Source organism: Vibrio satsumensis (assembly GCF_050337435.1).
In the GTDB taxonomy this organism is placed as follows: domain Bacteria; phylum Pseudomonadota; class Gammaproteobacteria; order Enterobacterales; family Vibrionaceae; genus Vibrio; species Vibrio satsumensis.
This window is the reverse complement of sequence record NZ_JAKJSX010000013.1, coordinates 140,064-154,587: the sequence shown is the minus strand read 5'-3', so window position 1 is coordinate 154,587 and position 14,524 is coordinate 140,064. Positions and strand designations below refer to the sequence as shown.

15 protein-coding genes are annotated in these 14,524 nt (G+C 42.1%); 4 read left to right on the top strand and 11 right to left on the bottom strand.

Annotation, left to right across the window (positions count from 1 at the left end; all coding sequences use genetic code 11):
- Positions 1-30: 30 nt before the first annotated feature.
- The 8 genes from L4C44_RS17635 to ccoN form a co-directional block, all read right to left on the bottom strand.
- A complete protein-coding gene (locus L4C44_RS17635; protein ID WP_428805484.1) occupies positions 31-705 on the bottom strand; it encodes a sulfite exporter TauE/SafE family protein in 675 nt (224 codons plus the stop codon).
- Positions 695-931 carry a cbb3-type cytochrome oxidase assembly protein CcoS gene (gene ccoS / locus L4C44_RS17630; RefSeq protein ID WP_017059639.1) on the bottom strand — a complete coding sequence of 79 codons (237 nt, stop codon included), beginning with the start codon at positions 929-931 and terminating at the stop codon, positions 695-697. Before ccoS ends, L4C44_RS17635 begins: the two co-directional genes overlap by 11 nt.
- A complete protein-coding gene (locus tag L4C44_RS17625; RefSeq protein WP_285954907.1) occupies positions 931-3,303 on the bottom strand; it encodes a heavy metal translocating P-type ATPase in 2,373 nt (790 codons plus the stop codon). The genes ccoS and L4C44_RS17625 overlap by 1 nt, the downstream gene beginning before the upstream one ends.
- Before the next feature lie 5 nt (positions 3,304-3,308).
- The gene (locus tag L4C44_RS17620; protein ID WP_123301700.1) at positions 3,309-3,788 is read right to left on the bottom strand and encodes a FixH family protein; all 480 of its coding nucleotides are present in this window, start codon (positions 3,786-3,788) and stop codon (positions 3,309-3,311) included.
- Between the two features lie 85 nt (positions 3,789-3,873).
- Entirely contained in the window at positions 3,874-4,848 is a 975-nt protein-coding gene (gene ccoP, locus L4C44_RS17615) for a cytochrome-c oxidase, cbb3-type subunit III (protein WP_086711456.1), read from the bottom strand.
- Positions 4,848-5,024: a CcoQ/FixQ family Cbb3-type cytochrome c oxidase assembly chaperone gene (locus tag L4C44_RS17610; RefSeq protein WP_004742291.1), complete on the bottom strand. Its 177-nt coding sequence runs from the start codon at positions 5,022-5,024 to the stop codon at positions 4,848-4,850. Before L4C44_RS17610 ends, ccoP begins: the two co-directional genes overlap by 1 nt.
- A gap of 9 nt (positions 5,025-5,033) precedes the next feature.
- Positions 5,034-5,654 (bottom strand): cytochrome-c oxidase, cbb3-type subunit II, encoded by a 621-nt coding sequence (gene ccoO, locus L4C44_RS17605; protein WP_004742292.1) that lies wholly within the window; start codon positions 5,652-5,654, stop codon positions 5,034-5,036.
- 11 nt (positions 5,655-5,665) lie between these two features.
- Positions 5,666-7,099, bottom strand: coding sequence for a cytochrome-c oxidase, cbb3-type subunit I (gene ccoN, locus L4C44_RS17600; RefSeq protein ID WP_009846707.1), 1,434 nt, complete (start codon positions 7,097-7,099; stop codon positions 5,666-5,668).
- Between the two features lie 252 nt (positions 7,100-7,351).
- Between ccoN and L4C44_RS17595 the strand changes: the two genes are divergently transcribed.
- The 4 genes from L4C44_RS17595 (at position 7,352) to L4C44_RS17580 (ending at position 12,332) form a co-directional block, all read left to right on the top strand.
- Positions 7,352-7,717, top strand: a complete 366-nt coding sequence (locus tag L4C44_RS17595; RefSeq protein WP_239715884.1) for a hypothetical protein — start codon at positions 7,352-7,354, stop codon at positions 7,715-7,717.
- A 111-nt stretch (positions 7,718-7,828) separates the two neighbouring features.
- The gene (locus L4C44_RS17590; protein ID WP_327783803.1) at positions 7,829-9,013 is read left to right on the top strand and encodes an FIST signal transduction protein; all 1,185 of its coding nucleotides are present in this window, start codon (positions 7,829-7,831) and stop codon (positions 9,011-9,013) included.
- Complete coding sequence (locus L4C44_RS17585) at positions 9,013-10,737, top strand: ATP-binding protein (protein WP_327783802.1); 1,725 nt, start codon at positions 9,013-9,015, stop codon at positions 10,735-10,737. Before L4C44_RS17590 ends, L4C44_RS17585 begins: the two co-directional genes overlap by 1 nt.
- Positions 10,738-11,729: 992 nt before the next feature.
- Positions 11,730-12,332 carry a DUF2971 domain-containing protein gene (locus L4C44_RS17580; RefSeq protein ID WP_146489729.1) on the top strand — a complete coding sequence of 201 codons (603 nt, stop codon included), beginning with the start codon at positions 11,730-11,732 and terminating at the stop codon, positions 12,330-12,332.
- A 96-nt stretch (positions 12,333-12,428) separates the two neighbouring features.
- Here the strand turns inward: L4C44_RS17580 and L4C44_RS17575 are convergent, their stop codons facing one another.
- From L4C44_RS17575 to L4C44_RS17565, 3 genes are all read right to left on the bottom strand, one after another.
- On the bottom strand, positions 12,429-13,649 hold the full coding sequence (locus L4C44_RS17575) for a hypothetical protein (RefSeq protein WP_146489728.1): 1,221 nt from the start codon (positions 13,647-13,649) through the stop codon (positions 12,429-12,431).
- Between the two features lie 142 nt (positions 13,650-13,791).
- Positions 13,792-14,103, bottom strand: coding sequence for a hypothetical protein (locus L4C44_RS17570; RefSeq protein ID WP_327783801.1), 312 nt, complete (start codon positions 14,101-14,103; stop codon positions 13,792-13,794).
- Between the two features lie 104 nt (positions 14,104-14,207).
- Entirely contained in the window at positions 14,208-14,516 is a 309-nt protein-coding gene (locus L4C44_RS17565; protein WP_017059672.1) for a DUF3634 family protein, read from the bottom strand.
- Positions 14,517-14,524 lie beyond the last annotated feature (8 nt).

Here is a 14,524-nt window from a genome sequence, read left to right as displayed (position 1 = left end):
GGTAGTAAAAAAACCGGATTTAAAGAATAGCTATACGGTATAAATAATGAGCTGCAATGCCATATAACCAGTATAGAAACCGTAAATGAGGATTAAAATTGCGCCTAATTGACGAAATAAGTCAGCTTGTTGCAGTTTTTTGAGGATATTAGCGCCCATACCCACTGTGAGCATTGCTGGAAGCGTACCTAAACCGAAAGCAAGCATGATACCAGCGCCGTTGTACCAACTCCCTGATACTGCTGCCCATGTAAGCATCGAATAAACGAGACCACACGGAAGCCAACCCCAGATAAAGCCAAACGGCAAAGCGTGGCTAGGGTGCTTCAATGGTAAAAATGATTTACCTAAAGGAGAGATATAACGCCATAGTTTCTGTCCGACTTTTTCTAAGAACAGCAAGCCAAACCACCATTTACCAATATACAAACCTAGTATGATCATAAAGCCAGCAGCAAACAAACGCAGCCAACCCAGCAGAGCATTAAAATCGCTGAGCTGGCCAATCGAAGAAATTGCACCACCAATCACGCCGCCAATCACGGTATAACTGAGCAAGCGCCCTAGGTTATAAAGTAGGGGAATAACAGGGGAAGGTTTACTGTTGCCAATTGACAGAAGCGACGCAATACCACCACACATTCCCATGCAGTGGCCTGCGCCGATCAACCCAACAACAAAGGCTCCGATCCAATCAGGCGTCATCGTTCTTTTTGTCTACGTTAGTTTGGCTTTCGCTGTTAGCTTTCTCATTCTTAACAGGTTTGCTATCAGAATGGTTGTGAGCCTTTTCGTCTTCATCAAACAGAATATTGTGACCTTGGCGTTCGAGGTCTTCAAACTGCTCGCTTTTAACTGCCCATAGAAAGATTCCAACAGCGATACATACAAGTACGATCGCAATTGGAATGAGTATGTATAAACTTTCCATTATTTACCTTGCTCTTTTAAAAGCCTTAACGAATTAGACACGACAATAATAGAGCTAGCGGACATGCCAACAACTGCAATGTACGGAGCAACCAAACCTGCGACAGCCAATGGAAGAATAAGTAAGTTATATCCTAATGACCACGCCAAGTTTTCACGGATTATCTTACGCGTTTTTAGCGCCAATGTACGGGACTTAAGTAATCTATCAAGCTTATCACCCAGTAACACCATATCTGCAGAGGCTTTCGCCACATCGGTACCGCCGCCCATAGCAACGGAAAGGTGGGCACCCGCAAGAATAGGAGCATCATTAATGCCATCGCCAACCATCATGGTAATGTCACTTGCATCTCGAGAGTTCAGGTAAGCAAGCTTATCTTCAGGTTTCGCGTTAGCAACAATGTCTGTAATACCGATCTCTTCAGCAACAGGCTTCGCGTTAATCAAAGAATCGCCAGTAAGCAGTGTCGTTTTGATTCCCGCATCTTTAAATTGCTTAATAAACTCGATGCTTTCTTTGCGAATGGGATCTTCATATGTAAACGTTGCGATATGACGGCCCGCCATCGACAAGTAAATACCGTTACTTTCCAATGGTTGAGCTTGACCTAAAATGAATTCACTACTGCCGATAGCGACTTCATCGCCATTCCATTCACCAGTGATGCCTGAACCAATCACGTTATTAACTGATTCTACTTGGATATCATCAGAAATATGAGTCTTGAACGCTTTCGCAATAGGGTGGTTAGCATGTTGTTCTAAGCTCGCCGCTACTTTGAGACAGGTGTCTTTATCAAGTTCAGCGAAGGTTTCAACTTGGCTGATACGAATATCACCCTCAGTCAATGTGCCAGTTTTATCAATGATCAAGTGATTCACTTTGCACAAGGTTTCGAATACATGGCCTTTGCGCAGCAAAATACCGAAGTTACCCATGCGAGAAGTTGAACAGGTTATTGCAGTCGGTGTTGCAAGCGATAGAGCACAAGGACATGTCGCAACAAGTACCGAAAGCATAATCCAGAAAGCATCTTCTGGGCGTGTTTGGTGCCAGTAGAACCAAGTACCAAAAGAAATGATCAGGATAACCGCAACAAAGTATCGAGCCACCACATCAGCGATTTCAGCAATTCTAGGCTTAGAAAGTTGCGCTTCATCTTGCAGACGAACGATATTGGAAATCACCGAATCCGCTTTTGATGTCATCACTTCCAGTTCAAACGACTCGTCACCATTCAATGTACCAGCGAAGACAGTATCACCCTCGTTTTTCACTACGTGGATAGATTCACCAGTCAGCATCGATTCATCAATATGAACTCGACCAGACAATACTTTGCCATCGGCAGGAATGTGTTCACCAGGAAGAACGCGAATTTGGTCGCCAACTTTTAAGGTTTTTACCGGAACTTGTTCGCCATCTAACGTTGTTGCCATCGCAGGAACAAGCTTAAGCAGATTACCGCTAGCGGCTGCTGCTTTACGACGAGCACGCATTTCAAGAAAGCGACCAAGCAATAGGAAGAAAGTGAACATCGAGATAGACTCAAAGAACACTTCACCTTTCTCTGTGACCGTCGCCACCAAACTAGCAACGTAAGCAAACAACAGAGCAATCGAAACGGGCACATCCATGCCTAATGTTCGACCTTTGATACTTCGCCACGCATTAATATAGAAAGGCAATGCAGAGTAGAGCAGAACCGGCGTCGCGAAGATCAAGCTGACCCAACGGAAGTAGTTTTTAAACTCAGGCTCAAGGTTACCAAACACTTCAAGGTAGAGCGCTACCGCTAGCATCATGACTTGCATGGTTGCCAGGCCAGCGACACCCAGACGATACAAATAGTTCTTCATTGAGCGGTGGTAGGCCGCTTCTTGTTGGTCGGCCTCAAAAGGCGCTGCTTTATAGCCAAGGGTATGGATTGCCGATAACAACTCGCTCAGTTTCACTTGCGTGTTGTCCCAGCTAAGTAGGGCACGGTTAGTAGTGGTATTCACACGAATGCTACCAACACCTTGTTTTGAAGAGACTTGCTTCTCAATAAGCCATGCACAGGCGGCACAAGAAACACCTTCTAGTGACAATGTCACTTCAGAAGTGTTTTCAGAGTTACGAACGAACTCTAATTGAACATCTTCATTGTCGTAATGACTGAGTGCCAGCAGTTGCTCTGGCACTAGATCAGCTTTTTCAGCAGGAGCGGTGCGATATTGGTAGTAAGAAACCAAACCGCTATCAACGATTGTCTGGGCTACGGTTTCGCAACCCGGACAACACATCTTACGAGTCGATCCTAAGATCTCTACTTTAAAATCCGTTTCCGCTGGTACATCTTCACCGCAGTGATAACAGGATTCACACATAAGCTTTAGTTCGTTAGTTGAGTAGGAGTTTCAATAGGGAAGTTCATACGACCTTGCACTAGCCATTCTGAATCGTGCGGAGAAAGCTCGATAAACCATGGACCTTGCATTTCGTGGTCTAGAGTCAAGGTGTAGTTGCCTCTCGCATCTGCAGTCAGCAGTTGAGTGAAATCACGGTCAGGCAGCGTTCTGTGAACGAACATCGCGCTAATAGCAGGAAAGTGCTCAAGTTTACCTTTATCTAGAGTAATGATAACCGAGTTACCTTTTTCGTTAACTAAAGCTGACAGACCTAATTCTTTAGCGATGTTTACTTTCGAAATATCGACATTAATGCCTTTTCCTTTTTTATAGTAATCCTCAGTCACTAGGTCTACAGAGTTCTGCGTAAACACAATAACCGTCATGATGGTCCAAATAACTACTGTCGCTGGCAACGCGATTAAGAACCACGGCCAAAACTGTTTATACCAAGGCTTTACCATAAAAAATATCTCAAAAAAGAATAAAAAGAAGGGGTTATAAAATAAAGGAAAGACAGCCTCTTAGAAAGAGGCTGTTATTGAAATGTTACTTATTATCTGAGTTGCTTAAGCTCCACACGTAAGATGAAACTAGCTGTACTTTGTCTTCGCCTAGAATATCTTTCCAAGCAGGCATTACACCAGAACGTCCGTACATAACTGTTTCAGTTACATCTGCGCGAGAATCGCCAAACAACCAATCGCGGTCAGTTAGGTCAGGAGCGCCAACAGCAGGGTTACCCTTACCATCAGTACCGTGACACGCAGCACACACTACGAAACGAGCTTTACCAGCTTCTGCTTCACGTGCGTTTACGCTACGACCAGAAAGGCTAAGCGTGTAGCTAACTACTTCTTTTACGCCTTCTTCGCCAAGCGCGTCTTTCCAACCAGGCATTTGACCAACACGACCGTGCATAACTGTTGTTACGATAGCCTCAGGCTCACCGCCATATAGCCATGCATCGTCAGTTAGGTTAGGGAAACCTTTCTGACCACGTGCATCAGAGCCGTGACACTGAGAACAGTTTTGCAAGAATAAACGTTGACCCACTTTGATTGCGTCAGCATCTGATGCAATGTCAGGGATTGAACGTAAACCGTTTTCGTCGTGAGCAAGCTTTCTGAATGCTTCACCGAAGTAGGTGTCTGCATCATCAAGCTCTTTCGCGTACGCATCTAACTGTTTGTTTGCTTGCGCAGCAGCAATTGCAGAGCGAGACTCTTCAATGCTACGCACTTCTTGGTTTGAACTTGTCCAACCTAGTAGACCTTTAAAGTTGCCAAGGCCTGGGTATAGAGCAAGGTAAACCGCTGCAAAAACAATCGTACTGATGAAAAGGTATGTCCACCATTTTGGTAGTGGGTTGTTAAGCTCACGAATACCATCGTATTCATGGCCCATATCATGACCTTCTTCAACGCCTGTTTTATCTTTAAAACACCAACGAAGTAAGACAGCACAACCAATTAGGGTACCAATCGTAATCGCACTAACCCAGATACTCCAGAATGTACTCATTACTTTGTCACTCCTTCATTTTTAGAACTTGTTGCTGGCTCGTCGTCAGCAAACACTAGGTTCGCGTCTTCGTCGAAACGTGATTTACGGTTCTTGCCGTATGCCCACCAAACGATGCCGATGAAGCAAGCAAAAACAGTCACAGTCCAAACACTTTGAAATGTAATAATGTCCATAATTATTCCTTATTTCATTGCGTGGCCAAGCGATTGAAGGTAAGCGATGATTGCATCCATCTCTGTTTTTCCTTCAACATCTTGTTTAGCGTTAGCAATTTGTTCATCTGTGTAAGGAACACCAAATTGATTACGGAAGAGTTCAAGCTTCTGTTGAGTCAATTTGCCATCAAGTACATTCTCAGCAAGCCATGGGAAACCAGGCATGTTTGATTCAGGAACAAGTTCACGAGGGTCGATAAGGTGAACACGGTGCCACTCATCAGAGTAACGATCACCAACACGCGCTAGATCAGGACCAGTACGCTTAGAACCCCATAGGAATGGATGTTCCCAAACGCTTTCGCCAGCTACAGAGTAGTGACCGTAACGTTCAGTCTCGGAGCGGAAAGGACGAATCATTTGGCTGTGACATACGTTACAACCTTCACGAATGTAGATATCACGACCTTCCATTTCGAGAGCAGAGTAAACACGTAGGTTTTCTACGGGTTCAGTTGTCTGCTTTTGGAAAATAAGAGGGGTAATTTCTACTAACGCACCAAAACTGATAGCAATAACGATCAAGATCGCTAGTAGGCCAACGTTCTTCTCTACCAACTCATGGCGATTATTTGAATTTGAGCTCATTCTAAATCTCCTTAAGCCGGTTGAGGGATAGCTTTAAGGCTATCTTTAGGTGCAGAAACAGTTTTGTACGTGTTGTATGCCATTAAGAACATACCAGATAGGAAGATGAAACCACCTAAGAAACGTACAAAGTAGAACGGGTAAGAAGCTTCTACAGATTCAACGAAACTGTAAGTCAATGTACCGTCAGAGTTAACTGCACGCCACATCAGACCTTGCATCACACCAGAGATCCACATTGCAACAATGTAGAAAACCGTACCAATCGTTGCCAACCAGAAGTGAACATTGATTAGAGATACAGAGTACATACGCTCTTGACCAAATAGTTTAGGAACTAAGTGGTAAACCGAACCGATAGAAACCATTGCAACCCAACCTAACGCACCAGAGTGAACGTGACCGATAGTCCAGTCCGTGTAGTGAGATAGTGCGTTAACCGTTTTGATTGCCATCATTGGGCCTTCGAAAGTCGACATGCCGTAGAATGATAGAGAAACGATTAGGAAACGTAGGATTGGGTCGTAGCGAAGCTTATGCCACGCACCAGATAGAGTCATAATACCGTTGATCATGCCACCCCAAGATGGAGCAAACAGAACCAAAGACATAACCATACCTAGAGATTGAGTCCAGTCAGGAAGTGCAGTGTAGTGTAGGTGGTGAGGACCAGCCCAGATATACAAAGACACTAGAGCCCAGAAGTGAACAATCGACAAACGGTAAGAGTAAACAGGGCGACCAGCTTGTTTAGGAACGAAGTAATACATCATACCTAGGAAACCAGCTGTCAATAGGAAGCCTACCGCATTGTGTCCGTACCACCATTGCACCATTGCATCGATCGCACCGGAATAAATCGAGTACGATTTAAACGCAGATACAGGAACAGCAAGGCTGTTAACGATGTGCAACACGGCAACCGTGATGATGAAGGCTCCGAAGAACCAGTTTGCTACATAAATGTGCGATGTCTTACGCTTTATCATTGTTCCGAAGAACACGACCGCATAAGCTACCCACACAAGAGTAATAGCAATATCGATTGGCCATTCAAGTTCCGCATATTCTTTACCAGAGGTTAAACCTAACGGTAAAGTAATTGCAGCGGACAGGATAATCGCTTGCCAACCCCAAAAGGTAAAGGCTACGAGAGGGCCACCAAAGAGACGCGTCTGACAGGTACGTTGTACAACATAATATGATGTTGCAAACAGCGCACTTGTACCGAACGCAAAAATAACCGCATTAGTATGCAGGGGACGTAAACGACTGTACGTCAACCACGGCGTATCAAAGTTTAGCTGTGGCCAAACTAATTGAGCGGCAATCAAAACACCAACGCCCATACCGACAATACCCCACAAAATTGTAACTAGGGTAAATTGACGGACGACCGTATAGTTGTAGTTTTGTTCAAGCTGCTTTTCTTGGCTCATTTGCATGCTTCCAATTTCTTATTTACTACACTTTACTTCCAACACGACTCACGTCGTAATGCCACCCAAATTAGAAAAGGAAATTCAGCCTATTCAGGGCTTTATTTCCACTTGCTGATTTTAAAAAAAAGTGGCATTTTCAACGCGACACTATACTTGAATTAACAAATCAATGACAGAGTAGTAACCTTACGCTTGGTCTGGAATTGGATTTTTATTTAAAAACTTTGAACTTTGTAACAAGGAGTAAAGATTATAATGGCGGCACAAAAGCTAACAAAAGGCAGGCTTGTTCAAATTATCGTCATGTTGATTATTTTAATAGCTGCATTTACTTGGAGAACAGTAACATACGATAATAACGAAACAGTAAGCTGTATAGTTTCAAAACCTTGTGAATTTGGTATTGATAATAATAATGTTTCGATTTCGGGCAATAGTCAGGGGTATTCAATTGAAACATCTAAAACTGGCAAATTTATCATTAACTATGATGGAAGCGGAGTTTTAGAATCGAAAGGGGCTTCATCTTGGCTTTTACAAACCAATGATAAGACTTCCTCAATAACGGTTACATTTCCACAACAGGTCATGACGTATACAGTAAATCTCTCAAAAGAATAAAACTCAAAACTGAGCAACACCTCGCTCTTTGATAGAAATATTGACTAAACCAGTGAAACCTTGCGCATTAAAGTGTTATAAAGACAACATTAATAAAGTTTCCAGAACTCTATGAAATTTCTATCAAAAGTCTCTTATTCTCTAGATGATAAAATCGCCGTAGATGAACTGCTTCTTGGGGTAGAAAACCCCGAGGATATCGCTTGTCTTATTTGCTACTGCACAGAAGAGTACTCGACACTCGCTGTGCAGAGATATTTCGTAGATGCTCTCCCTAATATTCCAATACATGGATGCACGACATGCCATGGGATTATGACTGAAACTGGATTCCATTCAGGGCCTGTGATCGGTGTGCTCATCATTTATGATTCAGGCATCAACGCTTACGGCACGGGCATTGAGCACTTCGGTGACTCCATAGACGCCAGCACCTTCAACGCGATCGATAAAGCACTCAAGAACGCCAACCGAGAAGGTGAAATTCCCGACCTTATCTTGCTTCATTCCACTCCAGGTAATGAAGAGAAAGTGATGGCGGCTATCGATAAGAAATTCGGCACTGAGGTTCCAATTATCGGTGGCAGTGCTGCAGACAATCAGGTTTCTGGAAATTGGAGTATCTTTACCGAAGAGTCACTCTCAATTAATGGCGTCTCATTAACCGTCTTTTTCTCCTCTCAGTCTATCTATTCATCATTCAGTGCAGGGCACACGCCTACGCGATACTTAGGAACCGTGACCAAAGTAAGAAATAGAATCTTGCTTGAGATAGATCACAGGCCAGCCGCCACGGTTTACAATGAATGGACTAATTTCCATTTAGGTGGCAGTGACGACGGCTATATCTTTGAAAAGTCATCTGTCTATCCACTAGGCAGAAAAGTCGGTACATCTTACAACTATCCGTATTTCAAACTATCTCACTCAATTCGCGAAACGGAGTGCAACGGTATCGAGCTCTTTACGGATATCAGTGAAGGCGACACCATTTATTTGATGCAAGGCTCCAAGCAGCAATTGATCAGCCGCGCCGCGAACATCATTCACTCCTCGTACTACAACGATATGGATCTTGAAGAGAAATTAGGGGCGATCAATATATTTTGTGCCGGTCCAATGTTGAATCTAAAACAAGACATGGAGGAGGTTTGTGATCAAATAAATCAAGCACTTAACGGGCTTCCTTACATATGTCCATTCACGTTTGGTGAGCAAGGTAGGCTATCTGGCGGTGAGAATGCACACGGGAATTTAATGGTATCGTCTGCAACGTTTTATAGGTTGAGAAAATAATGGGGTCTGAAGGTCAAGAAGCGCTGCAAGAAGCTCGTATTGAACTGCAAAAACTAAAAGCCCGTGAGCGAAAACTGGCTGAAGAGAACAGGGTGATCTTATCAACCATCTCAGCGATCAGTAAGGCGAGTAATATATCTGAGATATTCTCCAGCCTTGAGTTCGTACTCAAAAAATACATTAAATTTGATGACTTTATAGTGGTATCAAGGGTAGGGAACGAAGGTAGCTTCAAAACTTTGCTAACCAATAACAAAGTCTTCGAACAGATGAATTGGAGTGATTGTGGCAAACTATCGCGAGTCATTAATGGTGAATGTGCCATCCTTTTCGAACCCAAATCTCTTGGGGAATTTAACTCTCTGCATCCCATTATTCTCGACCAAATCAATTCAGTGCTGATTACTGGGATAGATAGTGGTCTAACACAGTCCGTTATCATTTTTATCCACTCAAATACTAAGCACTTTAGTATTGAAACCAAAGCCACACTAAACCGTTTCCGCCCGTTAATAGAGCGCGCTGTTTTCGATATTGAGAACAAAGAAAAGCTTGAAGCGACAGTTAGAGAACGTACTGCAGAACTAGTCACGGCAAGAAAAGACGCAGAAAGAGCTAACAAGGCCAAGTCTGAATTTCTCGCGATGATGAGTCACGAGTTGAGAACACCGCTAAATGCTATCATTGGCTTAATCGACACACTAAAATCCACGTCACTCAACGAAGAACAACAGTCTATAGTTCTTAATATGAGCACGTCATCAGAGCTTCTATTAGCAATTATCAGTGACGTGTTGGACTTTTCTAAAATTGAATCTGGATGTTTCTCTCTAACACCTCAATGGAGCAATGTAAGAGACACTGTAACTTTTGTATTATCTGAACAAAAGAAGACAGCAGACGATAAAGGTTTGGCGCTAACAGTAACAAGCGATATCCCTGAAGGCGAACTTCATTACATAGATCCAAGTCGCCTGGCACAAATCCTATTTAATCTGATTGGCAACGCGATTAAGTTCACTGAACGTGGGCATGTCCACGTTTCTATCAAGTACCAGCAGAGCTCTTTCTATATAACGGTAGAAGACACCGGTATTGGCATTAGCTCGCAACAACTTTCGTCGCTATTCAGTCCATTTGTACAAGCTGATAGCACAATCACACGCAGATTTGGTGGCACTGGTTTAGGTTTGGCAATAACCAAAAGACTAGTTGAGCTGATGCGTGGACGTATATCGGTAGAGAGTGAGCCAGGAAAAGGTTCAAAATTCGAAGTACAGTTGCCAGTGCTTACCAGAGTTAAGAACAATCTGGCCAATAATGAAGACAATAAATGTTCACCCGAGTTAAGAAGCCGTTATTCGGTGTTAGTTGTCGAAGACAATCCAACGAATCAAATGGTCATTAAGTTAATCCTGACGCGACAAGGCCACAAAGTTTTCATCGCCAGCAACGGTGAAGAAGCTATTGGCTTTGTTGAAAAAGCCATTGACTCGATAGACATTATTTTAATGGATATGTCGATGCCAGTGATGGATGGACTAACCACAACCAAGCACATGAGAGATGCCAACATCAAAATACCAATCGTCGCACTAACAGCACACACATCAGTAGAAGACAAATGTTCGTGCTTAGACGTCGGCATGAATGATTTCGTGACCAAGCCAGTAAGAACCAAAGAGATCACAGAAGCAATTGATCGATTAATGCTTGAAGTCTAATAAACGTATTCTTAATCGAAGATTAGGAAATATGTTTATTAGGTATTTTATGGTAAATAGCTTTACTGTTAAATAGAACGTCAATTTGGTAGATAAACAAAAGGCAGGGCATCATAGAATGGCACCCGCCTTATAAACATCAAACCCAATTTAACATAATATACATAATACGCACTTAGGCTGTTAGAGCAATTTAGTAATGTCCGGTTTGAGCCATTTTAAAATGTCCTCCTAAGCTTACCTATATTGGTCTACTTAAGCGGCTCTCTTAAGATCACAAAAAACAAATAGCTATATATGTGTCCAACGTCTGTACCGTCGAATTTGGTCTCCATTCACACAAACTTTATCAACAGAAAGCTTTTCTCTTGTCGTTTACTGATTCATGCTCTTGTTTGTAGTCATTTTTGCTGTGTTGTGTGTGAGTCTTGTGGGCATGCTGTTGTTTTCTTTTCAGATTTCACACAGGCGATCATCTTTATTGATAACACCAAAACGACACCTTTATCAATAGCCAATCAAATTGAGTTATTTTACCTACAACCGTCACCAACTTTTCATGTGGCTCTTCTTCTGACGCCAATGTTCGTACTAGCATCTAAAACAATTAACATGCGCACGCGTTTCACATGGGTACTTTACGTCACACTTAGTTTACTGGGATATCGTTGGAATCGATCTAGAGCATATATCCGATAGCTTTAAGATATTGACACGAAGCTTATTAAACACAGCTGTCCCTGTTTACCAACCTCATCCTGACAAACTCGAAGTTACGTTGTATCTTATTTTCAACAAGCGAACACTAGCTCGCTATCGCTCAACCACCAGATAAACCACTTAAACAGGCTGCCATTTCGTGTTTAAATTTTGATCTATCAAGCAGTTATATGAATAAATTTGGTGATTAAGCAATCAAATGCAATGCATTCAAGCTATAAAAGCAAATTAAAGTGTTAACATCAGGCAATTTTGTAAACTAGGTGTTTGATATGTTGCCTAAACTTTATAAGTTCAGATCTCTCCATGATAGAAACATACAGTCGATTGCCGAGTGTTCGTTGTGGTTCGATTACGCTAAAACTTTCAATAACCCTTTTGAATCTAACCATATATTCAAGAATGAACTTCAGAACAATTTCAAGGTTATGTGTTTTTCTCAATCTAGCGACCACCCAATACTATGGTCTCAGTATGGCGACAACTTTAAAGGCATGTGTATCGAGTATGATCTCAACTGCTATAGCGGCGAGGCCAACCTCAACTGTTTTGAGGTTCAATATGAAGATGAGTTAAACATGTCCCACTTAGAATCATTGAGTGGATTGCAGGCATTAGGGTTAGGTTCCGAAATATTCAAGCTCAAGCATTCTAATTGGCGTTATGAAAAGGAATATCGCTGGGTGTTACCTGATGAAGAGATAACGGGTAATAAGCTCTACCTTAATAGAGAGTGCCTAAGTTCGGTGATCCTCTCTGAGCACGCTCCGGCCGACAGAAAACTGAAAGTTCTGATGACTTGCCAGCGCTTTGGTATACCCGTTAAGCACGCAATAGCCAAACAAGAGTCGTTTACATTCGAAGTGGTCTGTTAAACGGGATAAATCAAGATTATAACAATAAGTCAGGCTCTCGCATTTAAGTTACAGTGCAACAAAAAAGGGGAGCCACATTAAATGTGGCTCCCCTTTTTACATGTTCGTCGTCAGTTTTCCAGGCACCCTATCCTGCATTTGTTCAATTGTCGTTATAGACATTTGAACTGTAGAAAACCAATAAGGTCGATGCTTAACGTTAAATAGTTCGCTGTTATCTAACGCTTCGAAAATAGAAAACTTTCGACCTTGGGCCAGAGCAGCACCATAAACTGTTCGCTCAAGCACGGGGGTATCATTCACTTCCTCTAGAAGAGCCCTCTTTATAAACTGATTACTTGGGCTCCAATCTACAAATTCAACGAGGTTTTTTAGTAACTTCAGCTCTAATTTCTCTACCATCGTTTCGAGAAACTGGGTGTTTGGGAGCACTTCTGCACAAGCATAATATTCATCATGCTTATCACTGGCATCTCGGTAACCGAGCATAGTTTTTACTAATGCATCTTCAAATATAGAAGAAAAGTGGTTACAAATCAAAAACAAAGGGAGAGTTCTCAATACGCCAAGTAGAATACCAACATTAGGGTCTTTTACCGATGTTTCTTGAAGTCGAATTCGAGTCGCATTTGACGTCACGACCAGGTGCTGCCAAACCTTAGGTGTGATGTGTTTAATGTTGCCATCATTCCATTTAATTAGCTGCTGGCTCATTAACAATGGGAACAATAAACGACAGTTCTCGATACCTATTTGGCGTGCTGCAATTTTTGGATCGAGAATTACCTTGGACTTCTTGCCGTACTTTTCTGTGAACTCACGATTAGAAACAAACTCGATTAAACTTGAGCTCAATGGCCTGCTTTTTGCTGATATTTCATGGAGTTTGGAAAAGTTTAAGGATGGCGAATACGCAGCACTAGCGAATTCATTGTAATCTGGCAGTTCCGAGAACAAAGAACTTATTAGCGTTCCTTGTAGTTTCTCAAGCATAAGCGCAGAAGCGGCATTGCTGACATCGTCTATCACATACCGTAATGTTTGCTGTTTTGCATTGACCTTCTCGCGATGAGCATTGACTCGATCTTGCTCACAGCGCAATAAAATACGTTGGTTGTGAGAGATACGGTCGGATTCATCAAATATGACGCTATCACAATACCTATTTTCCAAACTTAGTAACGTATCTACTGTCGATTGCGCAAGCTTATATTCTGGTGAGATTAACCATCGATTAAAGCGAGCTTCAACATTGATTGTGACCTTCCTTGAGATCTCAATAACTTCGGGGGAGTAACTTTTATTTGCTAACAACAACCGTAACTTTCCTTTGCCCTAATTGCCTTTTATCGGCATATGCTGCCTTTATAATAAAACTAATATTAATAGAAATTAGAGATTGGTTCACGAAATTGTTTCAATAAAATTGAGGTTATTTAGTTATAGTGCACTACCCCCGTTAATTTTCGATATGGAGACGAATATACTTTTCTGGGAAACTGTATTTGAACTTTCTCTCCTTTGGTAGGTGCTTTTTAGCCTGTTTACAAACCTTACTATCGCCCGATGTTCTCACCCTCTTAATTCTTGTATAGCCTTTAGAGTGCTTCATCTCAATCATTAGATCGCAATAGCCATCGAAATCAACTTTACTCTTGTTGAAGCCTTTCATAACAGTGACTTTGATCTTTTTGGCTACAGGGTTGACCAATGCATCATCAGGAAATGCGAATGGGGATACAAAACACAACAAGAATATTAGATATCTCATACTGTTCTCTCTGTTAGGAAGTGAGAACAGTATGCAGATAGTTAAGGAAAGTGAAGGATTAACTAAGTATGAGGGTTTACCAAGTAAGGCGTATTTCTCAACAATTACGCTTTCTTTGAGCCTTTAGACTTAAAACCATTATGCGGGAACACGTTACGAATACGTTGCTGTACGTTTTTAGGCACATCTTTAGTGAACTTGAGATTATAGCCAGAGCGTTTTGCATACACTTTTAGCTCACCTTTAAAGGTATTATTATGACCAATCTCTTGAAGGTTGTGCTTAAAGCTCGGTGGAAGATGCCCTTTAACTTGTTCGATCGCCCCGTCGCTAAATTTAATTTTCAATACCGGTCGATCGACTGCTACTAACCAAAAAACTAATACCGCACCGATTAAGATTACGTACATCATAATGTCAC